This is a genomic window from Bradyrhizobium sp. 157 (assembly GCF_023073815.1).
GTDB lineage: Bacteria > Pseudomonadota > Alphaproteobacteria > Rhizobiales > Xanthobacteraceae > Bradyrhizobium.
In genome coordinates this window covers 48202-71539 of record NZ_JADPKF010000050.1, presented here as the reverse complement: position 1 = coordinate 71539, position 23338 = coordinate 48202, and the positions used below count along the sequence as shown (strand labels likewise).

Annotated in this window: 25 protein-coding genes; 17 read left to right on the top strand and 8 right to left on the bottom strand. The window is 62.8% G+C overall.

What is annotated here, in order from left to right:
• Nucleotides 1-267 precede the first annotated feature (267 nt).
• The 5 genes from IVA95_RS11390 to IVA95_RS11370 are packed head-to-tail and all read left to right on the top strand — an operon-like array spanning nucleotide 268 to nucleotide 5558.
• The gene (locus tag IVA95_RS11390) at nucleotides 268-1185 is read left to right on the top strand and encodes an ABC transporter permease (RefSeq protein WP_247510559.1); all 918 of its coding nucleotides are present in this window, start codon (nucleotides 268-270) and stop codon (nucleotides 1183-1185) included.
• Nucleotides 1182-2063: an ABC transporter permease gene (locus IVA95_RS11385; RefSeq protein WP_247510558.1), complete on the top strand. Its 882-nt coding sequence runs from the start codon at nucleotides 1182-1184 to the stop codon at nucleotides 2061-2063. The genes IVA95_RS11390 and IVA95_RS11385 overlap by 4 nt, the downstream gene beginning before the upstream one ends.
• A complete protein-coding gene (locus IVA95_RS11380) occupies nucleotides 2060-3037 on the top strand; it encodes an ABC transporter ATP-binding protein (protein ID WP_247510557.1) in 978 nt (325 codons plus the stop codon). Before IVA95_RS11385 ends, IVA95_RS11380 begins: the two co-directional genes overlap by 4 nt.
• On the top strand, nucleotides 3034-3984 hold the full coding sequence (locus tag IVA95_RS11375; RefSeq protein ID WP_247510556.1) for an oligopeptide/dipeptide ABC transporter ATP-binding protein: 951 nt from the start codon (nucleotides 3034-3036) through the stop codon (nucleotides 3982-3984). The genes IVA95_RS11380 and IVA95_RS11375 overlap by 4 nt, the downstream gene beginning before the upstream one ends.
• A gap of 44 nt (nucleotides 3985-4028) precedes the next feature.
• On the top strand, nucleotides 4029-5558 hold the full coding sequence (locus IVA95_RS11370; protein ID WP_247510555.1) for an ABC transporter substrate-binding protein: 1530 nt from the start codon (nucleotides 4029-4031) through the stop codon (nucleotides 5556-5558).
• A 125-nt stretch (nucleotides 5559-5683) separates the two neighbouring features.
• Here the strand turns inward: IVA95_RS11370 and IVA95_RS11365 are convergent, their stop codons facing one another.
• Nucleotides 5684-6409, bottom strand: coding sequence for a glutathione S-transferase family protein (locus IVA95_RS11365; RefSeq protein WP_247510554.1), 726 nt, complete (start codon nucleotides 6407-6409; stop codon nucleotides 5684-5686).
• 109 nt (nucleotides 6410-6518) lie between these two features.
• On the opposite strand from IVA95_RS11365, the gene IVA95_RS11360 reads away from it, so the two are divergent.
• On the top strand, nucleotides 6519-6872 hold the full coding sequence (locus IVA95_RS11360) for a helix-turn-helix domain-containing protein (RefSeq protein WP_247510553.1): 354 nt from the start codon (nucleotides 6519-6521) through the stop codon (nucleotides 6870-6872).
• A 9-nt stretch (nucleotides 6873-6881) separates the two neighbouring features.
• Here the strand turns inward: IVA95_RS11360 and IVA95_RS11355 are convergent, their stop codons facing one another.
• Both IVA95_RS11355 and IVA95_RS11350 read right to left on the bottom strand, forming a co-directional pair.
• Nucleotides 6882-7085, bottom strand: coding sequence for a hypothetical protein (locus IVA95_RS11355; protein ID WP_247510552.1), 204 nt, complete (start codon nucleotides 7083-7085; stop codon nucleotides 6882-6884).
• A gap of 62 nt (nucleotides 7086-7147) precedes the next feature.
• Nucleotides 7148-8653: an amidase gene (locus IVA95_RS11350; RefSeq protein WP_247510551.1), complete on the bottom strand. Its 1506-nt coding sequence runs from the start codon at nucleotides 8651-8653 to the stop codon at nucleotides 7148-7150.
• A gap of 342 nt (nucleotides 8654-8995) precedes the next feature.
• Between IVA95_RS11350 and IVA95_RS11345 the strand changes: the two genes are divergently transcribed.
• Nucleotides 8996-9802 carry a transglutaminase family protein gene (locus IVA95_RS11345; protein ID WP_247510550.1) on the top strand — a complete coding sequence of 269 codons (807 nt, stop codon included), beginning with the start codon at nucleotides 8996-8998 and terminating at the stop codon, nucleotides 9800-9802.
• 62 nt (nucleotides 9803-9864) lie between these two features.
• Nucleotides 9865-10113 carry a type VI secretion protein gene (locus tag IVA95_RS11340; protein ID WP_247510549.1) on the top strand — a complete coding sequence of 83 codons (249 nt, stop codon included), beginning with the start codon at nucleotides 9865-9867 and terminating at the stop codon, nucleotides 10111-10113.
• 68 nt (nucleotides 10114-10181) lie between these two features.
• Here the strand turns inward: IVA95_RS11340 and IVA95_RS11335 are convergent, their stop codons facing one another.
• Nucleotides 10182-10505, bottom strand: coding sequence for a hypothetical protein (locus IVA95_RS11335; RefSeq protein ID WP_247510548.1), 324 nt, complete (start codon nucleotides 10503-10505; stop codon nucleotides 10182-10184).
• Between the two features lie 529 nt (nucleotides 10506-11034).
• On the opposite strand from IVA95_RS11335, the gene IVA95_RS11330 reads away from it, so the two are divergent.
• The 7 genes from IVA95_RS11330 to IVA95_RS38775 all read left to right on the top strand — a co-directional run bounded on the left by IVA95_RS11330 (nucleotide 11035) and on the right by IVA95_RS38775 (nucleotide 16914).
• Nucleotides 11035-11970, top strand: coding sequence for a class I mannose-6-phosphate isomerase (locus IVA95_RS11330; protein WP_247510547.1), 936 nt, complete (start codon nucleotides 11035-11037; stop codon nucleotides 11968-11970).
• A complete protein-coding gene (locus IVA95_RS11325; RefSeq protein WP_247510546.1) occupies nucleotides 11967-14252 on the top strand; it encodes a glycosyltransferase family 4 protein in 2286 nt (761 codons plus the stop codon). Before IVA95_RS11330 ends, IVA95_RS11325 begins: the two co-directional genes overlap by 4 nt.
• A 39-nt stretch (nucleotides 14253-14291) precedes the next feature.
• On the top strand, nucleotides 14292-15587 hold the full coding sequence (locus tag IVA95_RS11320; RefSeq protein ID WP_247510607.1) for a glycoside hydrolase family 130 protein: 1296 nt from the start codon (nucleotides 14292-14294) through the stop codon (nucleotides 15585-15587).
• A gap of 43 nt (nucleotides 15588-15630) precedes the next feature.
• Nucleotides 15631-15873 carry a hypothetical protein gene (locus tag IVA95_RS11315; RefSeq protein ID WP_213254581.1) on the top strand — a complete coding sequence of 81 codons (243 nt, stop codon included), beginning with the start codon at nucleotides 15631-15633 and terminating at the stop codon, nucleotides 15871-15873.
• A gap of 374 nt (nucleotides 15874-16247) precedes the next feature.
• Nucleotides 16248-16445 (top strand): hypothetical protein, encoded by a 198-nt coding sequence (locus IVA95_RS11310; RefSeq protein ID WP_247510545.1) that lies wholly within the window; start codon nucleotides 16248-16250, stop codon nucleotides 16443-16445.
• Between the two features lie 33 nt (nucleotides 16446-16478).
• Entirely contained in the window at nucleotides 16479-16715 is a 237-nt protein-coding gene (locus IVA95_RS11305) for a hypothetical protein (RefSeq protein ID WP_213254582.1), read from the top strand.
• Nucleotides 16716-16779: 64 nt separating this feature from the next.
• Nucleotides 16780-16914, top strand: a complete 135-nt coding sequence (locus IVA95_RS38775; RefSeq protein ID WP_256470192.1) for a hypothetical protein — start codon at nucleotides 16780-16782, stop codon at nucleotides 16912-16914.
• Nucleotides 16915-16979: 65 nt separating this feature from the next.
• Here IVA95_RS38775 and IVA95_RS11300 read toward each other — a convergent pair whose 3' ends face one another.
• Nucleotides 16980-17942, bottom strand: coding sequence for a VOC family protein (locus IVA95_RS11300; RefSeq protein ID WP_247510544.1), 963 nt, complete (start codon nucleotides 17940-17942; stop codon nucleotides 16980-16982).
• A gap of 149 nt (nucleotides 17943-18091) precedes the next feature.
• Here IVA95_RS11300 and IVA95_RS11295 point away from each other — a divergent pair, with 149 nt between their 5' ends.
• Entirely contained in the window at nucleotides 18092-18379 is a 288-nt protein-coding gene (locus IVA95_RS11295) for a hypothetical protein (protein WP_247510543.1), read from the top strand.
• A gap of 849 nt (nucleotides 18380-19228) precedes the next feature.
• On the opposite strand, the gene IVA95_RS11290 is transcribed toward IVA95_RS11295, so the two are convergent.
• Nucleotides 19229-19594, bottom strand: coding sequence for a nuclear transport factor 2 family protein (locus tag IVA95_RS11290; protein ID WP_247510542.1), 366 nt, complete (start codon nucleotides 19592-19594; stop codon nucleotides 19229-19231).
• A 364-nt stretch (nucleotides 19595-19958) separates the two neighbouring features.
• Here IVA95_RS11290 and IVA95_RS11285 point away from each other — a divergent pair, with 364 nt between their 5' ends.
• The gene (locus IVA95_RS11285; RefSeq protein ID WP_247510541.1) at nucleotides 19959-21098 is read left to right on the top strand and encodes an alpha/beta fold hydrolase; all 1140 of its coding nucleotides are present in this window, start codon (nucleotides 19959-19961) and stop codon (nucleotides 21096-21098) included.
• A gap of 70 nt (nucleotides 21099-21168) precedes the next feature.
• Here IVA95_RS11285 and IVA95_RS11280 read toward each other — a convergent pair whose 3' ends face one another.
• Both IVA95_RS11280 and IVA95_RS11275 read right to left on the bottom strand, forming a co-directional pair.
• The gene (locus IVA95_RS11280; RefSeq protein ID WP_171579275.1) at nucleotides 21169-21519 is read right to left on the bottom strand and encodes a RidA family protein; all 351 of its coding nucleotides are present in this window, start codon (nucleotides 21517-21519) and stop codon (nucleotides 21169-21171) included.
• A 121-nt stretch (nucleotides 21520-21640) separates the two neighbouring features.
• Nucleotides 21641-23299 carry an FAD-binding dehydrogenase gene (locus tag IVA95_RS11275; protein WP_247510540.1) on the bottom strand — a complete coding sequence of 553 codons (1659 nt, stop codon included), beginning with the start codon at nucleotides 23297-23299 and terminating at the stop codon, nucleotides 21641-21643.
• Nucleotides 23300-23338: the final 39 nt, after the last annotated feature.

Here is a 23338-nt window from a genome sequence, read left to right as displayed (position 1 = left end):
ACATTGCATTCGCCTCCATGGCGTGGACGGGCGCAACGCTCGCACCACGTTCCTCAACGCCGCGATCGGAACGCGGCAGCGAGCCGCGGCCCCGCGCGGCTCGAATCGATCTTAGGTGTCCGACACTCCAAGACGTGCACACCCTGCACGAAATATCGCCGCCTCTCTTGCAAGAGACAACTGTTTGATGACACCGTTACGTTCGCTTTGTTGTATGGCGGCCGATTTGAGAATGCGCGCCCCGGGTCGGTCGTGGAGTCCTGATATATGTTGCGTCTGATTGCCCGGCGTCTTGCTCTCGGTGTGCTGGTCGCGCTGACCGTCATGACGCTTGCGTTCCTGCTGACGCGGCTGTCCGGCGACCTCGCGGTGTCGATCGCAGGTCCGCAGGCGACGCAGGCCGACGTCGAAATCATCCGCAAAGCCTACGGCCTCGACCGCCCGCTCTATGTCCAGTTCTTCGCCTGGACCGGCCGTGCCATGGTTGGCGATTTCGGCCAGAGCTATTTCTTCAAGGACAGCGTGGCGAACCTGATCCAGAAGCGCCTGCCGATCACGCTGACGCTCGGCCTGGTCGGCTTAAGTCTCGCCTTGATTATCTCGCTTCCGCTCGGCATCCTGGCGGCGCTGCGCGAGAACACCTGGCTCGATCGCGGCGTGACCTTATTCACGATGGTGGGGCAGGCGGTCCCGAGCTTCTGGCTGGCGCTGATCCTGATGATCGTGCTCGGCCTGCAGCTCGGCATCCTGCCCATATCAGGCACCGGCACCTGGCAGCATTTCGTGATGCCCGGCATCGTGCTCGCCTTCACCGCGATCCCGGCGCTGACGCGGCTGACGCGCTCCGGCATGATCGAGGCGATGGCCTCGGACTACATCCGCACCGCGCGCGCCAAAGGCCTGTCGCGGGCGCGCATCATCTTCAAGCACGCGCTGCGCAACGCCGCCATTCCCGTCGTCTCCATTGCGGCGGTCCAGCTCGGTTTCATGCTGGGCGGCTCGATTGTCATCGAAACGGTGTTCGCGCTGCATGGCGTCGGCTATCTCGGCTGGGAGAGCATCGCCAAGAACGATTTCCCTGTGGTGCAGGCGGTGGTGCTGGTGCTGGCCGTGTTCTATATCGGCCTCACCCTGTTGGCCGATATCCTCAATGCGCTACTTGATCCAAGGCTGAGGACCGGATGAGCGAACCGATTGCCATTCAGGCGCCGCAGCCTTCGAGCATAGGTAGCTCGCGCATCGGCACCGCCGGCTTTGCGATCGGCATCGCCATCGTCGCGGTCGTCCTGGCGGCGGCGCTCGTCGGCAATGCGTTGGTGCCGCAGGACCCGTTCACCCAGGATCTCGGCAACCGTCTCAAGCCGCCATTCTGGATGGAGGGCACTCAGCCGGGCCATTGGCTCGGTACCGACCAACTCGGCCGGGATTATCTTGCGCGGCTGGTCTATGGCGCGCGCATTTCGCTTTTAATCGGCATCATGACCGTGATCACGTCGGGACTGATCGGCATCACGCTCGGCGTGCTCGGCGGATTCTTCGGCGGCCGCGTCGACGATGTCGTGCTGTTCGCCATCACGACGCGATTGTCGATCCCCGTCGTGCTGGTCGCGCTTGCGGTGGTCGGGCTGATGGGTTCGGGCCTCGGGCTCGTGGTCGCCACCCTTGGGCTTCTGCTATGGGACCGCTTCGCGGTCGTCGCGCGCGCCACCACCATGCAGGTCCGCAACCACGACTATGTCAGCGCCGCCTGGTGCGCCGGCGCCTCGATGCCGCACATCTTGATCAAGGAAATTTTGCCGAACATCGCAAGCCATCTTGCCGTAGTGGCAACGCTGGAGATGGCGCTGGCCATCCTGCTCGAGGCCGCCCTGTCGTTCCTGGGGCTAGGCGTGCCGCCGCCGCTGCGGTCCTGGGGGCTGATGATCGCCGAGGGCAAGGACTACATGTTCTTTTCGCCCTGGGTGATCATGATTCCCGGCGTAGCCCTGGCGGTTCTGGTGCTTGGCATCAATCTGGTCGGCGACGGACTGCGCAATCTGCTCGGCGCGGAGCGGCTGCGATGAGCGCGCTCTTGGACGTGGAGGAGCTTCAGGTAACGTTCGGCCGCACCGCGGCGGTGCGCGGCGCTTCGTTCCGGGTCGAGAAGGGCGAGACCCATTGCCTGGTCGGCGAATCCGGCTGCGGCAAGTCGGTCACCGCGCTGGCGGTGATGAGCCTGCTCGCCCGCGGCGGCCAACGTTCGGCGAAACGGATGCATTTTGCCGGCACTGACCTCACGTCGCTGTCGGACCGCGAGATGGCGCGCCTGCGCGGCAACCGGATGGCGATGATCTTTCAGGAGCCGATGACCAGCCTCAATCCGGCCTTCACCATCGGTTCGCAGATGGCGGAGGTCATGACGCGCCACAAGGGCGGCTCGCGCGCGGCGGCGCTCGACCGCGCCGCCGAACTGATGGGCCGCGTCGGTATCACCGCGCCCGGCATGCGGCTCGGCCAGTTCCCGCACCAGCTCTCCGGCGGTCTGCGCCAGCGCGTCATGATCGCGATGGCGCTGATGTGCGATCCGGAACTGTTGATTGCCGACGAGCCGACCACCGCGCTCGATGTCACCGTGCAGGCGCAGATCCTGCGGCTGCTCGCCGGCCTCAAGCGCGAGCTCGGCCTCTCGATCCTGCTGATCACGCATGACCTGGGTATCGTCGCGCGCGTCGCCGACCACGTGTCGGTGATGTATGCCGGCGAGGTGGTCGAGCGCGCGCCGACCGCAGAACTGTTCCGCGCGCCGCAACATCCCTACACACGGGGCCTTCTGTCCTGCGTGCCGGTGCCCGGTCGGGTGCAGCGCGACCGGCCGCTCGGCTCGATCCCCGGCGTCGTGCCGGCGATCGGGCCCGGCTTTGCCGGCTGCGCCTTTCGCTCGCGCTGCGCCCACGCCAACGAAACCTGCACGCGTGCGATACCGCGGCGGCCGGCGGGCGATGCGCATGATTATCTTTGCCGGCTAGAGCCGGACTGGGCGGAGCTACAACCCGCATGACCGCCGCGATCGAGGTCGAAAATCTGCGGTGCGAATTCCGCGTCCACACCGGGCTGATGTCGGCGGAAAAGCGGGTGGTCGCGGTCGACGATGTCACCTTCAGCGTGCCCGCCGGTAGCGTGCTCGGCATCGTCGGCGAGTCCGGATGCGGCAAATCCACGCTGGCGCGCCTGATCCTCGGGCTGCTCAAGCCGACGGCGGGGACCGTGCTGGTCGATGGCAAGCGCCTGTTCGACCTCGACCGCAAGGCGCGGGCGCGCCTGATCCAACCGGTGTTCCAGGATCCGTTCGCCTCGCTCAACCCGCGCCGGCGCATCAAGGATATCGTCGCGCTGCCGCTGACGGCCCAGGGCACGTTCTCGCGCGCCGAGATCGAGCGCCGGGTCGGCGGCATTCTCGAACGCGTCGGCCTATCGGCTGCGATGGGCGAGCGCATGCCGGCGCAACTTTCCGGCGGGCAACGCCAGCGGGCGGCGATTGCCCGCGCATTGGTGCTGGAGCCGCGGATCGTGATCTGCGACGAGCCGACCAGCGCGCTCGACGTATCGGTGCAGGCGCAGATCCTCAACCTCTTGGCCGACCTGCGCCGCGACCTCGGGCTGACCTACCTTTTCATCAGCCACAATCTCGCCGTCGTCGAGCATGTCGCGAGCGAAGTCGCCGTCATGTATCTCGGCCGGTTCGTCGAGCGCAACGAAACCGACGCGCTGTTTCGCAGCCCCCGGCACCCCTACACCAAGGCGCTCCTGGAAAGCGTGCTGACGCCGGAGCCGGGCAAGGGCGTGCCGGACATCGGTCTCGGCGACATCATGCCGGATCCCGCCAATATTCCGCCGGGCTGCCGGTTCAACCCGCGATGCCGCATCGCAATCGAGCGCTGCCGCCATGAGGCGCCAATGCCCATGGTCCGCGCGCCCCAGGGAATGGTAGAGTGTCATCTGGCATAGGGCGTGCTTCACGCCGTCTGTAAACGCGAATGATGGAGGGCAATATGCGTATGCAAAACAAGCTCGGCGCGGCCATTCTGGCCGTGGTACTATCGGGAGCCGGTGCGTTGCCCGCTTCGGCGCAGAAATCCGCCGACACACTGCGGATCGTGATGCGCGACGCGCTGCCTAACGTCGATCCCTTCTACAACAACCTGCGCACCGGCGTGGTGATGCACCACCAGGGCTGGGACGCGCTGGTCTACCGCAATCCCGATACGTTCAAGCTCGAACCGCTGCTCGCAACCGAATGGAAGCTGCCGGACCCCACCACGATCGAGTTCACGCTGCGCCCGGGCGTCAAGTTTCATGATGGCAGCCCGTTCACGGCCGACGACGTCGTATACACCGTCAACATCGTTGCCGATCCGGCGAGCCGCGTCTCGACGCCGTCGAATTACAACTGGATCGACAAGGCGGAAAAGACCGGTGACCTTTCGGTGCGCGTCAAGCTGAAGCGGCCGAACCCCGCGGCGCTGGAATATTTCGCGCTGGTGCTGCCGATCTATCCCAAGGCCTATCGCGAGAAGGTCGGCGCGGAGGGTTATGCCAAGGCGCCGGTCGGCGCGGGCCCCTACAAGATCACCAAGGTCGAGCCCGGCGTCTCCATCGACTTCGAGCGCTTCGAGGATTACTGGGCCGGCAGCCCCAAGGGCAAGCCGGCGATCAAGAAGATGAGCGTGCGCTTCGTGCCCGATGCCGGCACCGAGATGACGGAATTGCTCGCCGGCCGCGCCGACTGGATCTGGAACATGAACCCGGACCAGCTTGAGCCCGTGAACCGGATGCCGCATCTGCAGGCGGTGCGCAAGGAATCGATGCGGATCGGCTTTCTCTCGATGGATGCGGCCGGCCGCACCGGCGCCGACAATCCCCTGACCAAGCTCAAGGTGCGTCAGGCGATCTGGTACGCGATCGACCGCAAGGCGATCGCCGACAAGCTCGTCACTGGCGGCAGCCGCGTCCCCGCCGCACCATGCTTCCCATCGCAGTTCGGCTGCGATGCCGAAGCGGCGATAAGCTACGACTACAATCCGGCGAAGGCCAAGCAGCTCCTTGCCGAGGCCGGTTATCCCGATGGATTCGATGTCGAGCTTGCGAGCTACGTGCTGCCGCAATGGGGCTCCTCGGTGCAGAACTACCTGCATGCGGTCGGCATTCGCGCCAAACTCAACCAGCTCCAGACGGCGGCGCTGATCCAGCGGGCCAAGGCCGGCGAATTGCGGATGTATCTCGGAAGCTGGGGCAGCTATTCGATCAACGACGTCTCCGCCATTCTGCCGAACTACTTCGACGGCGGCGCCGACGACTACGCACGCGATCCCGACGTGCAGAAATGGCTGGTCCAGGGCGGCTCATCCATCAACCCGGAGGTGCGCAAGGAGGCCTATTCGGCGGCGATCAAGAAGATCACCGAACAAGCCTATTGGGCGCCGTTGCACACCTATGTGACGACCTACGGCCACTCCAAGCAGCTCGACTTCACCCCGTACCCGGATGAGCTGCCGCGCTTCTATCTGGCGAAGTGGAAATAGAGGTTCTTGCCGCGTCGGCCGTTCAACCCCCGCCATGTGGACGCCGGGCTGCTTCCCGGCGTTCCACTTGGCGCGATCGAGCTAGCAAACGCGTCAAAACGAGAATCTAGAGCTTCGGTTCTGATTCAATCAGAACCGATAATACTCTGGTCGCCGAACCGCTCGATAACATCCGCGAGTGGGATATGGCCGACACAAGCGTCTGTTCCCGAACCGATATCTCCGCTCTCTAGCGCCGTCGCATAGATGACGGCGGGGTCGGCCTCAATGCGCCGCCGCACCGCGGCGAGTTTTGGCCAGCGTGCCGGATCGGCGACTTGATGGAAGTCGAGCCAGCGCGCGACGCCGACCAGAACGCCGTCTGCAAGGGTCGGGCGCTCACCCATGAGAAAAGGATGATTCCCGATCATGGCTTCGAGCTTGTCATGCCGCTCGATCACCCGTGCGGCGCCGAACTCACGTAGCGATGCCTGCATTTGCGGGTTTGGTTTCGCCATCTCCATCGCCGCCCACAGCGGCGAGAAGGCGCCAGTGAAGCCGGTGTTAACGAAGCCGATCAGTTGGTGCATCCGGTCTGCTTCTGGCGAAAGCGGTGTGAAGCTGATGCGCCGCTCGCTGTCTCTTGCCTCGAGCCAGGCGGCGATCGCCATCGTCTCGGTCAGCACCCGCCCTGCATCCGTGATCAGCACCGGCGTTTCATGCCGGGCATTGATGCGGGCATAGGAAGGGTCGCGCATCTCGCCGAGCATATCGACTCGGCAAAGCCGATAAGGTTTGCCAAGCCATTCAAGGGCGGCGACAAGTCCCATCGAGCTTCCGGCCGGGAAGCCATAAACAAGTATCGGTTCCATTGGTATGTTCTCCGTGATTTCTGCCGATCACGCTGCGCAGCGTGACTGGAATCTACGGATCGCGCTGCCCAAGTAAATTACGCACCTTTTTGTAACCACGAGTAGTCAGATGAAAGATCTCGTCTCCCGCTGTCCCATCGAAGAAGTGATGCAGGTCATCAGCGGTCGCTGGCCCAGCCTGCTGATCTACTATCTGAAGCAGGGCACCAAACGCTTCAGCGACCTGCGCAGGGACAACCCTACGATCTCGCACAAGATGCTAACCCTGGAGCTGCGCAAGCTGGAGGACGCCGGCATTGTCGAGCGCAGTGAGTTCGAAGGATATCCGTTGCGCGTGGAATATGATCTGACGCCGGCTGGCCTCAAGCTCGTGTCGTTGCTTGATGCCCTGGGCAGCTGGTGGGATGCGACGGCCGCTGGCCGCAGCCAGGGCGGCACGGTGCCGGTCGAGGTGACAAAATGACCTCCGGGGCTATACGTCAGCTCTGCGGCAGCCCTTCTTGTCTGGGATCACAAGATATTTTTGCTCGTCGTGAGCATCGTCCGGCCACGCCTCGATGTCTTCCTCGACATCGGTAAGCCAGAAAAACTTGCCGGTCTTCCGGCAAAGGACGGCCTCGTTTCCCATGCTGACGAACTCGACCGTATTTTCCAGCTCATCCCAGTCGATCAGCATCGATGCTCTCCTGCTTATCCCGGCGATGCCGTTTCCCTCTCGCGCTGCCAATCAGATCGCATCTAAGCTTTCGGCGTGTGATTGTCGGGCTGTGAATCTCTCGTCACATGCACACCCGGCGTCTGTCCCGCGTTCCACTTGCCGCCGATCGCGCGCTCGATCTGCGCCGCCAGCTGCAACAGCAGCCCATCATTCGCTTGCTTGGCGATGGCCTGGATGCCGAGCGGCAGGCCGTGCTCGTGGGTGGCGAGCGGTAGCGAGATCGCCGGGATGCCGCAGAGATTGGCGAGCGGGGTAAAGGCAAAATTACGCCAGAGATTGCCGAACCAGTCGAGCACGTCAGGATTGTCGCTGATGGTCAGATACTCCGTCGTGCCGACCTTCGGCGTCGGCAGCGCGGTGATCGGCGTCAGGATGATGTCCCAGTCCTCGAAGAACGCGCCGAAGCCGCGCGAGGTCGTGTTGAATACCGCCTGCATGCGCGCTCGGTCCGCGTAGGACATGTGCCGGCCATGCTCCCAGATCCGGATGTTTATCGGTTCGATCAGATCTTCCGGCGGCTGTTCGAGGCCGCGCGCCGCCAGCAAGTTGGAGATTACGACGGCAAAATTGCTGATGTAGCAGGTGGTCTGCGCCGCGAAGGCTTCACCATAGTCCAGATCGGGCAGGGCGTAATCGACGTGATGTCCAAGGCCCTCGAGAAAGCGGCCGGCCTTCTGCAGCTCGGCTGCAATATGTGGCGTCGCACGGTAATCGCCCCACTGGTACGACAGCGCGATTTTCAGCCGGGCAGGATCACGTGTGATCATCCGCGTGTAAGGCTCCGGCGGGCTCCAGAACGGCATGAATTCGCCCGGCGCCGGTCCGCGGCAGGCGTCGACGAAGGCGGCGGTATCGCGCACCGTGCGCGACTGGCAGCCTTGAATCGAGACCAGTCCGCTCAAATCAGAGAGGTGCGGCGACAGCGAGAACACGCCACGCGAGACTTTCAACCCGATGTTGCCGTTAACACCGGCAGGAATCCGGATCGAGCCGCCGCCGTCGGTCGCGTGCGCGATCGGCACCGCGCCGGCGGCGACCATCGCAGCGCTGCCGGCCGACGATCCGCAGGTGGTGTAGTCGGTATTCCAGGGGTTGCGGGTAACGTAGACGGCGGGATTATCGGCCGAGCTGCAAACGCCGAATTCCGGCGTCGTGGTGCGCCCGATCAGATTGAGCCCGGCCGCGCGCATCTTCCTGGTCAGGAACGTATCGGCGGTGGCGCGATTGCCGCGCATGAATAGCGAGCCCATTTCCTGCAGCCGTCCCTTCAATGTCGGACCGAGGTCCTTCATCAGGAACGGAAGTCCGGCAAAGGGACCATCGAGATTGGTGCCATCGGTGGCGGGATCGGCGACCGCATCCTCGAACACCTCGACGACGCCCAACAGTGCGGGATTGACCTTCGCGATGCCGGCGGCGGCCTGCGCCGCCAGTTCCTTGGCCGTCAGCTCGCCCTTCGCGACACGCGCAGCCAGCGCTACGCCATCATGACCGGCCCATTCATCCCAGCTCATCGGCAAGTTCATGCAATCGGTCCCTTGGGAAAATAGCTCGGACCTTAGAACATGATTGGGGAAAAGCGGAACTGTTTTTCACCGGTCCGCAGATCGGTTCATTGTGACCTTCCCGCCGGCTGTTGAGCGGCTGCGTCTCTAGGAGCGGAAATCTATGCTGCGCGCGATGATGACGGGAGGAGTGTCTTCAAACTGTCGGGCCAGAAATTTGCGGGACACGCATGCTCTCGATCCGGCGATTAGCTATCGGTTTCTTTGGCGCACGCCGCATTTGGTCGAATAAGCCAGCCACCGCCTTGTATTCGCTGGCTTCGTAGCCACTTCGAGCAGGCGGCAGCCGGAAAGGGCCTTCGAGTGAAGATTCGCGTCGGATTCGAAATGATCTACGATTTCCCGCAGCCGACGCCGATGATCATGGTGCTGGGCACGCACTTCACCCGTGCGTCCGACGTCATCGTGCCGGATTTCCTCACCACCGACCCAGCCGTCGAGATCACCCCCTATCGCGACATGTTTGGCAATTGGTGCAGCCGCATGGTTGCGCCCGCCGGCCGCGTGCGTCTTGCGGCCGACGGCGTCGTTCGCGACAGCGGTCTGCCAGATCCGGTGTTTACTTCCGCCGTTCAGCACGCGGTCGAGGACCTGCCCGCGGACACTTTGGTCTATCTGCTCGGCAGCCGCTATTGCGAGACCGATCGGCTTTCGGAAATCGCCTGGCAATTGTTCGATAAAAAGCCGCCGGGCTGGGCGCGAGTCCAGGCGATCTGCGATTTCGTCCATCATCACGTCGCCTTCGGATATGAGTATGCCCGCGCCAGCAAGACGGCGTGGGAGGCTTACCAGGAAGGCAAGGGCGTCTGCCGCGACTACGCCCATCTTGCCGTTGCGTTCTGCCGCTGCATGAACATTCCCGCGCGCTATTGCACGGGCTATCTCAGCGACATCGGCACGCCGAAGCCGTGGGCTGCAGGCGATTTCGCCGGCTGGTTCGAAGCCTATGTCGGTGGGCACTGGCGTACGTTCGATCCGCGCAATAACGTGCCAAGGATCGGTCGCATCCTGATTGCGCAGGGGCGCGACGCTTCCGACGTGCCGATCACCCAGACCTTTGGGCCGAGCACATTGGTCGGCTTCAAGGTCTGGACCGACGAGGTTGCGTGACGACGGTCGCTGCGCGTCGACCTGCTTGATTTGAACTGCGACCAATCGGGAAAGGAACTCGGATGAAAACGACTCTCGCCGTGCTGGCACTATGCGCATGTGCGTCGGGCGCTCTTGCCGCTGCGCCAGAGTGCCGCGCGATCGACAACGCCAATGCGCGCCTGTCGTGCTACGACGCCGCGCATCCTCCGAAAATGGAAAAGCCCGTTATCCCCGAAAAAGACCCGTCGCGAGCCGCCTACAAAGATCCTTTCAGCGCAGAAGACGCCAGGACCAACGCCAAGCTGAAGAATATCTGCCGCGGTTGCTGAGATGGAGGCGCCCGGCCGATAGAGGGCTTTTGTTCGCACAGGCGACAACAGCGCGACAGCCAGCTTTGCTAGCTCAACAAGGTACGCACCCTCATGGCGGCATCGTAGATCTGGACCTGAAGCATCGGATAGGCGGTCTTCAGCTTACGGCCGGAGACCTCGGCAGCCTCGATCGTATCGAACTCCGACTTGAAATGGCCGTCGACAATCGTCGCGAACCCTTCGGTCGGAGGCCTGTCGGCCCGCACCGCTTTCTTCGGCTCTGGTTCTTCAATTGAAAGCACGGATTTTTTCATCGTTATTCCTTTCGCGTTCACCGCGATGATTTGATCTGCGTGGAAGCTGGTTTCAAAAGCCGCGGTTGGCGCATCGTGATGCGCGTCTTCCGTCACTGCGGCGTTACCACTGGACAATAACTGCTCCAGCGATCAGGAGACCAAGAACAACTGGTACCAGGATTGGGGGTACCAGCCACTCTCGCAGATTGAATTGTTGGCTGGTGGACATATTAACCGCCCATCGTGTGGCGGGAGTACAAGACTCTCAGTCACCGATAGCAGCCAATGAAGGGGCGGTGATCCGTATAGCAGACGCTCTTTTCATGACGATGTCGAGCGAAATCCCGAAGCGAAGGCAAGGGTCAGCGTGCCGCATCTTTCCGATGGCGAGAGCAGCGTGATGTGGAGCTGGGATCGATCTCCAGTCCGCCTATGCCGTCCTCGGTGTGCTGTCTTGCGCTATATCGACCGGCGCGAAGCAAAATGGTTGCTATTGGGTGCGGCAGTATCCATATGAGCAACAGCGTAACCGGTTCCGCAACAAGGCGTGTCCGGCAGACGCGACGCTTAGCCACACATCCTACTGATGATATCGACCAACGGCATGTCGCTTCGGCATGCGCGTCATGGGTCAGGAGATCCTATGCCCATCGAACACGCGTCCGTACGGGTCATGCCCAAGCCCTGGGGCGTCAGCGATCTCCAGCCATGGAGCAGCATCGACGGTACCGGGGGTGCGGTGGGAGAGCTTTGGTTCGAGCGCGCCGACAGCAATGCGCCGACTCCTGCCTTGCTTCTCAAGTTGCTGTTCACCAGCGCGCCATTGTCGATCCAAGTCCATCCGGACGATACGTTTGCGCGCGCAATGGGGATGCCGAACGGCAAGAGCGAGGCATGGTACATCATCTCGGCGGAGCCGGGCGCGCAGATCGGCGTCGGCCTGAATCGACGGATCACACCACAGGAACTACGGACGGCGATCACGAATGGCTCGATCGTTGATCTGGTTCAATGGCGTCCGGTTGCGAAAGGCGATGTCATCTTCATTCCGGCTGGGACCATCCACGCTCTCGGCGCCGGCGTCGTGCTCGCCGAGATTCAACAGCGCAGCGATACGACATTCCGCCTGTTCGACTACGGCAGGCAGCGTGAACTGCACATCGACAATGGCGTCGCAGTCGCGAACATCGCTCCGCTTCGACCTCCACGTCATCCAGTCCGCCTGACTCTTGAGCGGACGGTTCTGGTCGCGAGCCAGCATTTTGTGCTCGAGCGGCTTGAGTTGCCCGAGGGTTCAAGCTGGGCGCTGCTCGCCGATTCGGAGACTTGGGTTCTCGCTCTCGACGGCCATGCGGCGATCGGATTGGCCGCGCTGTCCGTCGGGCAGGCGATCTTCGTCGGCGGCGGTCGCGCCAGCATCGAAGTCGGTGCCAACGGGCTAACCGCCCTGGTCGCATATCCCGCAAGCGGTCCGATCGGCTCCCTTTTGCACAGGCTTTCCGGGCAATCGATCAAGCCTGTTCGGTCCGTTGCTTCCGACGCGGCGAAACTCGCCGGCCTGGCCGAGGCGCACACGTGACGCCGCTACGCAGGATCGCCGTGATCGGCAATTCGTTGCCTCGCCGCTGCGGAATCGCGACATTTTCGACCGACCTGCAACGGGCAATCTCGAATTCGGAGCCAAACCTGCAAACCTGCATCGTGGCGATGACCGACCACGATCAGACCTATGACTATCCGGCCTCGGTCGCGTTGCAGATCAAGGACGCCAGCGTCGAGGAGTATGTGGCCGGTGCGGCGTTTCTCAACGCCGGCCGGTTCGACATCGTCTGTCTGCAGCACGAGTTCGGAATTTTCGGTGGCGAGGCCGGGGCTCATATCCTGGAACTGCTGTCGCGCCTTACCATGCCGGTCGTCACGACGCTGCACACGGTGCTGGCCGCGCCGACCGCGGCTCAGCGCGCGGTGATGGAGCGCATCGTCGAGATGTCCTCGAAGGTCGTCGTGATGGCCAACAAGGGCCGTGAACTGCTGCGCAACGTCTATCGCGTGCCGGACGACAAGATCGAGGTCATAGCCCATGGCATCCCCGACTTTCCGTTCGTCGCGCCGGACGAGGCAAAGGCCAAGCTCGGATTCAGCAACCGGTCGGTCATTCTGACGTTCGGCCTGCTGTCCCCCAGCAAGGGCATTGAGGTTATGATCGACGCCATGCCCTCGATCCTGAAAAGACGGCCGGACGCGGTCTATGTGGTACTTGGTGCGACGCATCCCAATCTGGTTCGTGACCAGGGCGAAGCCTATCGCGGCAGCCTGATGGTACGCGTGCGCAAACTTGGCATCGAGGATCACGTCGTATTCCTCGACCAGTTCGTGGATCAGGCCACGCTGCTCGAATTCATTTCAATGTGCGACGTCTATGTCACGCCCTATCTCAACGAGGCGCAGATGACGTCGGGCACGCTGGCCTACAGCTTCGGCCTCGGCAAGCCGGTCGTCTCAACACCTTATTGGCATGCGCGCGAACTGCTGGCCGACGGCCGCGGCGTTCTCGTTTCCTTTGGCGACGCGATGGGGATCGGCAACGAAATAGCGGGCCTGCTTACCGACGGTCCTCGCCGTCAGGCGATGCGCGAGCGCGCCTACGCTGCCAGCCGATCGATGACATGGGAGCGCACAGCCGAGCGTTACATGACCACCTTCGACAATGCACGGCACGGCCACCGGCTGAAGGTGATTGCGCGTGCCCGACCGGACGCAATCGCGCCGCACCGCCCCGCCGTGCCCGACATGCAATTGGGCCATTTCCTGTCGATGTGCGACGATACCGGCCTGTTTCAGCACGCCGTGCATTCGGTACCTGATCGTGCGCACGGCTACTGCGTGGACGACAACGCCCGCGCGTTGCTGCTGGCCTGCGCGCTCAATGAACCGGGCGAGCACCCGCTTTCGGAAAGCCAGACGGGCCGCTTTGCCGCCTTTGTGCAGCATGCGTGGAATCCCGATACCAGACGCTTTCGCAACTTCATGGGTTTCAACCGGACCTGGCTCGAAGATAAAGGCTCCGAGGACAGTCACGGGCGAACTCTGTGGGCCCTGGGCGAATGCGCGCGGAAGGATGCCAGCCGGTCACGGCGTCGCTGGGCAGCGGCCTTGTTTGCCGAAGCTCTGTCGACCGCCGCGAGCTTTCGTTCGCCTCGCGCAATGGCCTTCACGCTGCTCGGCCTCGACGCCTATTGTGCCGTAACTCCGGATGATCAGCGCGCCCGTGAGATCAGGCATTCTCTTGCCGACGGACTGGTTTCGGGCCTGGATTTGGTCGAGACGCCCAACTGGGTGTGGTTCGAGGAAGACCTGGCGTATGACAACGCCCGCCTCCCGCAGGCACTGATCGCTACGGGCTTTGCAACGCAAACGCCGGCCTATACCGATGCTGGCTTGAGAACCCTGCGCTGGTTGATGACACAGCAGACGACGTCAACCGGGCATTTCCGTCCCGTGGGTACGACGAGCTTCGGACGACTTCGAAAGCCTCCTGGCGCGTTCGATCAGCAGCCGGTGGAGGCCAGCGCAACGATTGCGGCATGTCTGGTCGCCTGGCGGGCGGAGGGCGACGCCGAATGGAAGGCGATCGCGGCCAGGGTCTTTTCCTGGTTTTTCGGCGGCAACGACCTGTCGGTGGCGCTGGTCGATTCCGATACCGGCACTTGCCGCGACGGGCTGCATCCCGACCGCGCCAATGAAAATTGCGGCGGAGAGTCGGTCGTGTCCTATCTGCTGGCGCTCGCCGAGATGCGCCAGCTTGCGCGCGTCAATATTAATCCGACCAACCCCGTGGCGCTTCGCGCCATAGGCGCTTGATTAAGGCGCCTACTCACGCAAATGCGAACGGAGAGCACGCTGTTGCAAGCCACGTTTATCAATCGGCGGGCGCTCCATCTGCGGCCTGATCCTGCGCGCGTGATCGTGCGTCCGTTCAAGCCAGCGACCGAACCGCGCGATCTCAACCCGACCGACAAGACACGCGCCAACCATATTGTCGAGCGCGTTCTCAATCTCGATTCGCAGGCTGCGGCCGGCCAATTAGCGGACGTGCTGGAGAATTTTCAGGGCCGGCACCGCAACTTGCTAAAGACGTTTGAGCTGCGTGCCGATGAGATGGAGGAGGCGCTGCTTGCGCACTCTACGTTTTCCGAAGTGCAGCGCCAACTGATCGGCGCCTACTTCCTGCACGAATATTCCTTCGAAGCGTCGGCACTGTTCAATCCAAGCATCGTGCCGCACCCCGACCAGTCGGGAATCCCGAGCGGCAGCCTGCGCTTCATTCTGAGCCTCCGAGCCGTCGGCGAGGGGCATGTATCGTCGCTGACGTTTCGCGCCGGCACGATCGCGGCAGATGGCAGCATTACAGTCGATCCGACCGCCCGGCTCGCTACGAGTCCCCGGGTCACGCACCGAACCGCCGGACCGAGCGGCGATGAAGTCGATGTCGTTTTCGAGCTGGCACCGGACATCAGCGAACGGGTAATCTTTCCGGTGACGGAGTCGCAATCGAACGGCATCGAAGACGCGCGCTTCGTCCAATTCAGCGACGGCGGTCGGACGACCTATTACGCAACTTATACCGCCTATAAGGGCACTGCCATCCGATCGGAGTTGATCGAAACCGCCGACTTCCTCTCGTTTCGGATGACGCCGCTGCAAGGCGCAGCCGCGCGCAACAAGGGCATGGCGCTCTTCCCGCGGAAAATCGATGGCAGGTACGCCATGATTGCGCGACAGGACAACGAGAATCTCTATCTGGTCTATTCGGACGATCTCTACAGATGGGAAGGCGGTCAGGCGGTCCTGAGGCCGCAATTTCCCTGGGAGTTCGTGCAGATCGGCAACTGCGGATCACCAATCGAACTGGAGGAGGGCTGGCTGATGTTGACGCACGGTGTCGGCCCGGTCCGGAAATATTCGATCGGCGCAGCGCTGCTGGACAAGCGCGACCCCTCCAGGGTGCTGGCACGTTCGCGTGAACCGTTGCTGCGACCCGAACCATCCGAACGCGAAGGCTACGTTCCCAATGTGGTCTATACCTGCGGGGCGATGACGCACAACGATCAACTCATTTTGCCTTACGCCGTCTCGGATACGTACTCCAACTTTGCGACAATCGAAATTTCTGCGCTGATGCGATCGATGGCCTGAATCAGAAATCGCGCGGTGCGACCCGCATTCCTAAGGAGAGCCCATGGCTCGCGAAACAAGCTACTTCGTTCAGGCCTTCGATGCCGGCCGGGGAGGAAACCTGAAAGCGGGCGTTCCGATAGCCTGCAAAACGGCAACGGGCGCGCTTCGCACCGCGGAGCGGCTGGCCGAGAGCAAGCTCGGGGTTGTTGCCTTCTCATCCACCGGTGACCCTGAGATGGGCGACTATGACGACGAGCCGACGGTCATCTTCCGCAAGGGCGAGCTGCCATCGGCCTTCGATTGAGTTAGGCCCGACAAATTTCCGCGGATCGAGCCATGTAGATCGCTTCGAGTTGGATGCGACGGGATTACGTCAGCGCCCCTTCCGTAGTCGCGCTCGAGGTTGGGATAAGGTGAAGTACGAGCATTGCCACCGGCAGGCGCTCGCGGTTGGGCTCCGCGGCGTTTTAGCTCTCGCTATTGCCGCGACGCGAGCCTAGAGTTGATTATCACCGCGTTTCCCACGGCGTCTATCGGTGACTGAGAGCTAGCAACGCTCACGCCCGACGAACGGAGCGCTTTTGTTGTCCCAAGGTTGCTTGGCTGCCGACCGGACCGTCCCGCTGGCAATCGTTCCGCCGCTTCTTCCATTGTTGGTGTCGGCCGTGGCATTCCTGCATGGATAGGACGAGCGAACTGCATTACCTGATCAGCGGCAACAATCAATTTGGCCGGGTCAATCTTAGCCGTGCGGCGGCGGGGGCTGCCGTCAAGAAGGCAAAGGAGCTTTTGCAGGAAGGTTATTTGGACGTGAGGATATCCACGCCCCGGGGCCGGATCCTGTTGTCTGATGAGTTCGATCAGCTTGAAGAATAGCGGGGCGCCCACAAAAGGTCCGGGAGGCAAGCCGTGAGCAGACCCTTCAAGACCGCCGATGAGCTCCAGGACATGATTGTCGAGCAGGCAAGGATTCTCCATGGTCCCTGGCCTTCGGGGATGACAATGTTTGTTTTCGACGATGCTTACGGATGGAGCGCGAGCATCAGTCGGCCAGCGTCCGAGGGCGACAATTTCTATCGCACCCGCACGCTCGATCTGATCAGGACGTTGAAGGTCAGATATGACCTCGACGCGCCTCGGCTCTAGTCGGCAACGATATCTAGCCGGATCTGCATTGGTTCTAGCATCACCATCAACCCAGGAGATCGACATGGCCAAAGGCGAGCAAAGAGGCAATCGGGAAGCCAAGAAACCCAAGAAGGAGAAGATCAAGGTAATTGCCGCAGCACCGAGTCAGAAGACCGGAGGCTGGCAGCCAACCTTGGGTTCCGGTAAGAAGAAATAATGTTCGGTGCTCGCATGGCCTATCGGCGCATGCTGAACCGGGCTAACCGACGATCGCGCCCAGCATCAAACCTTGATTAGCCGCACCTTCGTGCCCCAGGGATCGGCGGTCTCGATGCCGTTCGTAATCGCAGCCGCCGGCGCGCCGGCCTGCCGCAGGCGCTGCTCCTGGGCCTGCAGGATCTCCTCCGACGCGACCTCGAGCGAAAACCATGCAAGTCCCGTGGCCGCATCATTCCGCCGGCCGGCGCCGGCGCTCTGCCAGACATTGATGCCGAGGTGATGGTGATAGCGCCCCGATGACAGGAACGCGGCACCGGTTCGTTTGCGCGTCGGATCGAAGCCGATGGCGCCGCCATAAAAGCGGTCGGCCTGTTCGAGGTCGCCGACGCGCAGGTGCATGTGGCCGATGCGAAGGCCGTCGGGTGCCCCGGCATAGTTGGAGATGCGCGGATTTGTCAGCGCCAGCAGGCCGTCGATATCGAGCGGGTCGGTGGCCATCGCCACCGTGCCGCCATCCCACTTCCAGCTTTCGGGCGCGCGGTCGGCATAGATCTCGATGCCGTTGCCTTCGGGATCGTCGAGATAGACGGACTCGCTGACAAGATGGTCGGCAAATCCGGAGAGCGGCACCTTGTTCGTCGCGGCGTGCACCAGCCAGCGCGCGAGATCCTTGCGGGTCGGCATTAGGAAGGCGGTGTGATAGAGGCCCGCCGCATTCCGCGCCTCGCTGGCGGCGCCCGCGCGCAGGGTGAGATCAAGCAGCGCCACGCCGCCCGCGCCGAGACGGGCACCCGTAGCCGTGCGCTGCATCACGGTGAGCCCGATCGCATCGCGATAGTAATCGGTGACGAGATCGAGGTTCCGCACGCGCAAGGTCACCATGCCGATCCGCATCGGTGTGCGGTTGGCGAAGGTCGGTCCTCCGTCGGCCACGCCCTCTGCCTGCGCCGCGGCAACGGCCGCGGCTGATAGCGACGAGGCGCCGGCGAGGTGGAGCAGTGTGCGGCGCGTCAGCTCGATAGTCATGAAATTTTCCCTTTCACAGATCGTTCAGTGAAGCAAATCCTGCGCCGGTTTCAATCTCCGCGACGCCGCATAAAAACTAACCGGAACCTTCGTTGCAGCAGAACGTTTTGCTCCGAGCAAGCTGTTTTTCAAGCCTTTGGAGACCGAAAATGACCCGCCTCGCGGCAGCGATTTTTGCAGCGGTAATCGGAGTGAGTGCGGCCTCTGCCCAATCCACGGCACCATCGGGCGAGAAGGAGGAGACGGCCTGCACGACATCACCGGCTGCGACGTCGGGAAGCGGCGAGGACAAGACGTCGAATTCAGTCACCGTCGGCAAGAGCGCGGTGCTGCCCGATGCGGGCGGCACGGACTCTGCCGCGCCGACGGTGCAGAGCGGCGACGAGCCGCTGAAGGCTTCCCCGAACTGTCCGCCGGATTCCACACCAAAAGATTGACGACGAGATCCGTAGGGCGGGCAAAGGCGCCCTTGCGCCGTGCCCACCATCGGCGATCGCACTTCTCGATAGTGGGCACGCTATCGCTTTGCCCACCCTACGGATTGCGAACTGATTTGCGGCGCGCAAAAGCGAAAAAATCAATGCGCGGCTGCGACCAATTGGCACGACGGGCAAATCACCAAAAGTCTGTCCAGACCTTCTTGCAAAAATATTCCGCTTAACAGGCCGGGCAAATCAGCCGCATAACTCCGCCCGTCTCACCCGATGGAGGGGCGGCTCGCGATCGTCACGAACGTGCGGTGGGATGCGATGGACGCGAGAGGCGCACAAGACGGTGGCGCCCGACGCGTACGGCGAAGTCGTGTGGTTCTGGCGCCGCGGTGCTGGCGTTAAGTTGCGTGGAAGTTTTCCGCGTGGCGACGGTGGCAAGAAAGCCGTTCACCGGGAAGAGCACGAAGTAAGCCGTAAAGCCATTGCGCAGGGAAGGCCGGGATGCTCCCGCTGTACCTGTATGCTCGTGTGCGCGTTCTTAGTGCGCAAATTGCACACGAGACCGCGGGTGCGGCGCGCACCCGGTCTTCCCCGCGCCCTCTGATTGGAGAGGGTGGGAAAAGAAGATGCAAACTCGGGCGCCATGCGTCGCGAGAATGCCGCTTGATATTCCCTTGTCGTCACCGCGAAGGCGGGTGACCCAATATTCCAGAGGCGCCAGTGATTCAAGCGATAAGCCGCGGCGTACTGGATCCCGCCTTCGCGGGGATGACCATGGTGTGTTGCTTTGCTTCGCGGTGCCTGCCATCGGACTCGCCGAAGGCGAGACCGAGTGGCGGGATGTCGGTCGGTCGGCTATGCCCCCGCCGGCACCTGATCCAGAAATCCGGTGATGCTGCGGATGCGGCCGTCGCTGAGGACTGCGAAATCCGTGCCCTTGATCGGAGTATCGCCGCCTTCGGGGCCGAGACCCCAGGAGAACCGGACGTGGTCGCCAAAACCATTGGGCTCGCCGATCAGCCTGAACCTGAAATCCGGAAACCGCTGCTGCACGCCAGCGATCAGCGCGTCCACGCCGTCGTGGCCGTCGCCCGACATCAGCGGGTCGACATATCGGGCATCACTAGTCCAGTACTGGCTGAGAATTTCGCGGCGGCGGCTTGGCGTCCGCTCATTCCACAGCTCGATGTAGCTGCGGGCGATCTTGTTGATGTCGGTCATCATGCTCTCCTTCGTTTCGGCCGAATGGGCCGGCTGACCGACTATCGAAAAATCCGACGCGCCAATCGATTACCTCGGAGGTCAAGGATTTCGATTTTTACTGATACATGCATCGTCCGTCGCGTCGCCGCGGGCATGGACGTCCAGCGCATCGAGGAAACATCGCACCTTGGCGGGCACAAACCGGCGGGCCGGCAGCAGCGCGTGAATGTTGAGCGGCTCGCAGGGATGATCAGCGAGGGTGTGACGATCGACCAGCTAGGGCCTGCGCCGGATTTGGCGTAAAAGCATGCGATCTCGTTATTCCAGAACAGCTCGATCCTGCCGTCCTCACCATGACGGCACGACCAATCGGTGAACGGGTGTGGTAGAGAAGCCAAAGAGGCCGGAGGAACATGCGGGCGCCGACTGGACGCAGGTGTGGCTGTGGCCGCTCGAAGCCACGCGATTGGCGCTCGACAGCTACGCGCAATGGATCGCCGATCAGAAACCTGCGCCTTCCCGCGCGCCGGAGCAGATGCCGCTCGTCTGGACCACGCCAAACGCGGTGGTGTTGCAACTTCAGTCGATGCGATTGCGCGAGTTTTCGCGAGGGAATGCGGGGCAGCCAGTGCTCGTTTGCGCGCCCTATGCGTTGCACGGCGCGCTGGTTGCGGACTTCGCGCCGGGCCACAGTCTGGTAGCGGCGCTGCAACGAGGCGGCATGAACCGCATCTATGTCACGGACTGGCGCTCGGCCACGCCGGAAATGCGCCATCTGTCGATCGATAATTATCTTGCCGAGCTCAATGTCGCGATCGACGAGATCGGCGCGCCGGTCGATCTTGTCGGCCTGTGCCAGGGCGGGTGGCTGTCGCTGGTCTACGCTGCTCGTTTTCCCGGCAAAGTGCGGCGGCTGGTGCTCGCCGGCGCCCCGGTCGATGTTTCCACGCCGTCAGAACTCTCGAAGATGGTGGCCGCACTTCCCCGTCAGGCTTTCGAGCAGATGGTGCAGCAGGGAGGAGGAATCGTGAACGGCGAGCACATGCTGCGGTTCTGGAACATTCCGTTCAGCCAGCATGACGTGGAAGCCGTGCTGCAAAGGAATCTTCGCGATGGATCGGACGAGGCCCGCATGCTGCTGGACCGTGTCAAGCGCTGGGATCGCGCGCCGCTGGATCTGCCGGGGACCTATTATCTCGAAGTGACCGACCGCGTGTTTCGTCAGAACCAGATCGCTGAAGGACGTTTCGTCGCCCTCGGTCGCCGGATCGATCTCGCCGAGGTGCGCGTGCCGGTCTTCCTGCTGGCGGGAGAGAACGACATCGTGGTCCCGCGCGATCAGGCGTTCGCCACAGTTCGGCTTTTGGGCACGCAACCAGCGTGGCTGGAACGGGCCTCCGAACCATGCGATCACCTCAGCCTGTTCATGGGGCGAAAAGTTCTGAGCCATTCCTGGCGCAGGATCGCCCAGTGGCTTCAGGCTGATATCGGCGATGTCACGGGCGAACGGATCAGCGCGTGAGAGGCCGATGAAAATGCCCCGGATGGCGCCTGCAATCCGGGGCAGCAAGACGGTTAGCGGCTGGCTGGCGTTACTTCGCCGCGACCACCATGATCTCGACATTGTACTGCGGAGCGGCGAGCTTGGCCTCGACGGTGGCGCGCGCCGGCGTGTTGCCGGCCGAGACCCAGCCGTCCCACACCGCGTTCATCTCGGGAAAGGTCTTCATGTCGGTGATGTAGATCGTGGCCGACAACAGCTTCGATTTGTCGGTGCCGGCCTTGGCGAGATGGCCGTCGATGATCGACAGAATGTCCTGCGTCTGCTCGGTCACGCTCTTGCCGGCGGCCTTGCCGGCAACGACGCCCGCGAGATAGACGGTGTTGCCGTGGACGACGACCTGGCTCATGCGAGGGCCGGTTTCGAAGCGCTGGATGGTCATATTGTTCTCCTAATGAGGGGCGGCGGTTACTTAGCGCGCTCGTGTCCCATGCGCCACTGCGTTATTTGCATTGAGATTGCAGCCGCCATGCCGGGACAAGCCTGATCATCGCGGCGAAAAATCACGAAGCCGCCTTGGCCGCCGCGCGTCCCGCATTCCTCCCCGAGAACAGGCAGCCACCGAGGAAGGTGCCTTCCAGCGAGCGGTAGCCATGCATGCCGCCGCCACCGAATCCGGCGGCTTCGCCGGCGGCGTAAAGCCCCTGGATGATCTCGCCATTGGTGCCGAACACGCGCGAGTCGAGATCGGTCTCGAAACCGCCCAGCGTCTTGCGCGTCAGGATGTTGAGCTTCACCGCAATCAGCGGTCCGTGTTCGGGGTCGAGAATTCGATGCGGCTTTGCGGTGCGGATCAATTTGTCGCCGATGTAGCGGCGCGCATTGTGCAGGTTCATCACTTGCGCGTCCTTGACGTAAGGGTTGGTGATCTCGCGGTCGCGCGCCTCGATCTGCGCCTTGATGTGATCGAGCTTGAGCAGGTCGCTGCCTGCGAGCGCGTTCATCGCGCCGACGAGGTCGCCGAGATTGTCGCGCACGATGAAGTCGGCGCCGTTGTTCTTGAACGCTTCCACCGGCGCCGGTGCCCCCTTGTTGGTGGCGCGCTTGATCGTCATGCGCCAGCTCTTGCCGGTGAGGTCGGGATTTTGTTCGGAGCCGGAGAGCGCGAACTCCTTCTTGATGATGCTCTGGGTCAGGATGAACCAGGAGTAATCGTAGCCGGTCGACATGATGTATTGCAGTTGGCCGAGCGTGTCGGAGCCGGGGAAGAGTGGCGCGGGCAGGCGCTTGCCCGTGGCGTCGAACCACAGCGAGGAGGGGCCGGGCAGGATACGGATGCCGTGGCGCGGCCAGATCGGGTTCCAGTTCCGGATGCCCTCGACATAATGCCACATCCGGTCGCGGTTGATCAGTCGCGCGCCGGCGGCCTCGGTGATGCCGATCATGCGGCCATCGACATGTTCGGGGACGCCGGAGATCATGAATTTCGGCGGCTCGCCCAGGCGCTTCGGCCAGTTCTGCCGGACCATGTCATGATTGCCGCCGATGCCGCCGGAAGCGACGATCACCGCCTGCGCCCGCAGCGTGAAATCGCCGATCACCTGGCGCGAGGAGCTCCTGCCGCGCTCGACGCTATCAGGCTCGAGCACAGAACCGCCGACCCCCTCAACCGCGCCGTTCGTCATCACGAGTGTGTCGACGCGGTGGCGGAACTTGAACGTTAACCGGCCATTTTTTTGCGCTTCGCGTGCGCGGCGCTCGAACGGCTCGACGATGCCGGGGCCGGTGCCCCAGGTGACGTGAAAGCGCGGCACTGAATTGCCATGGCCCATCGCGTCATAGCCGCCGCGCTCGGCCCAGCCGACCACCGGAAAAATACGGTGGCCCATCGCGCGGAGCCAGTCGCGCTTCTCGCCGGCCGCGAACGCGACATAGGCTTCCGCCCACCGCTTGGGCCAATGGTCGTCGTCGCGGTCGAACCCCGCGGTCCCCATCCAGTCCTGCAATGCGAGATCAAACGAATCCTTAATGCCGAGCCGGCGCTGTTCGGGAGAGTCGACCAGAAACAATCCGCCGAACGACCAAAAGGCTTGTCCGCCAAGGCTTTGTTCGCCTTCCTGGTCGACGACAATGACGCGCTTGCCGGCATCTGTGATCTCCGTCGCCGCGACCAGCCCCGCCAAGCCACTGCCAACCACGATTACGTCTGCGTCATCGGCCATCGTTTCCTCCCCATGCCGCTTTTGATTCAAGCCCGCGTC

What these genes read in the sequence shown, in the direction of transcription:
- IVA95_RS11340 (WP_247510549.1), top strand. Translation starts at nt 9,865, where the DNA reads ATGAAAACGACTCTCGCCGTGCTGGCACTATGCGCATGTGCGTCGGGC.
- IVA95_RS11300 (WP_247510544.1), bottom strand. Translation starts at nt 17,942, where the DNA reads ATGACTATCGAGCTGACGCGCCGCACACTGCTCCACCTCGCCGGCGCC.
- IVA95_RS11370 (WP_247510555.1), top strand. Translation starts at nt 4,029, where the DNA reads ATGCGTATGCAAAACAAGCTCGGCGCGGCCATTCTGGCCGTGGTACTA.
- IVA95_RS11315 (WP_213254581.1), top strand. Translation starts at nt 15,631, where the DNA reads ATGGCTCGCGAAACAAGCTACTTCGTTCAGGCCTTCGATGCCGGCCGG.
- IVA95_RS11350 (WP_247510551.1), bottom strand. Translation starts at nt 8,653, where the DNA reads ATGAACTTGCCGATGAGCTGGGATGAATGGGCCGGTCATGATGGCGTA.
- IVA95_RS11330 (WP_247510547.1), top strand. Translation starts at nt 11,035, where the DNA reads ATGCCCATCGAACACGCGTCCGTACGGGTCATGCCCAAGCCCTGGGGC.
- IVA95_RS11375 (WP_247510556.1), top strand. Translation starts at nt 3,034, where the DNA reads ATGACCGCCGCGATCGAGGTCGAAAATCTGCGGTGCGAATTCCGCGTC.
- IVA95_RS11365 (WP_247510554.1), bottom strand. Translation starts at nt 6,409, where the DNA reads ATGGAACCGATACTTGTTTATGGCTTCCCGGCCGGAAGCTCGATGGGA.
- IVA95_RS11380 (WP_247510557.1), top strand. Translation starts at nt 2,060, where the DNA reads ATGAGCGCGCTCTTGGACGTGGAGGAGCTTCAGGTAACGTTCGGCCGC.
- IVA95_RS11360 (WP_247510553.1), top strand. Translation starts at nt 6,519, where the DNA reads ATGAAAGATCTCGTCTCCCGCTGTCCCATCGAAGAAGTGATGCAGGTC.
- IVA95_RS11275 (WP_247510540.1), bottom strand. Translation starts at nt 23,299, where the DNA reads ATGGCCGATGACGCAGACGTAATCGTGGTTGGCAGTGGCTTGGCGGGG.
- IVA95_RS11290 (WP_247510542.1), bottom strand. Translation starts at nt 19,594, where the DNA reads ATGACCGACATCAACAAGATCGCCCGCAGCTACATCGAGCTGTGGAAT.
- IVA95_RS11355 (WP_247510552.1), bottom strand. Translation starts at nt 7,085, where the DNA reads ATGCTGATCGACTGGGATGAGCTGGAAAATACGGTCGAGTTCGTCAGC.
- IVA95_RS11280 (WP_171579275.1), bottom strand. Translation starts at nt 21,519, where the DNA reads ATGACCATCCAGCGCTTCGAAACCGGCCCTCGCATGAGCCAGGTCGTC.
- IVA95_RS11385 (WP_247510558.1), top strand. Translation starts at nt 1,182, where the DNA reads ATGAGCGAACCGATTGCCATTCAGGCGCCGCAGCCTTCGAGCATAGGT.
- IVA95_RS11390 (WP_247510559.1), top strand. Translation starts at nt 268, where the DNA reads ATGTTGCGTCTGATTGCCCGGCGTCTTGCTCTCGGTGTGCTGGTCGCG.
- IVA95_RS11310 (WP_247510545.1), top strand. Translation starts at nt 16,248, where the DNA reads ATGGATAGGACGAGCGAACTGCATTACCTGATCAGCGGCAACAATCAA.
- IVA95_RS11295 (WP_247510543.1), top strand. Translation starts at nt 18,092, where the DNA reads ATGACCCGCCTCGCGGCAGCGATTTTTGCAGCGGTAATCGGAGTGAGT.
- IVA95_RS38775 (WP_256470192.1), top strand. Translation starts at nt 16,780, where the DNA reads ATGGCCAAAGGCGAGCAAAGAGGCAATCGGGAAGCCAAGAAACCCAAG.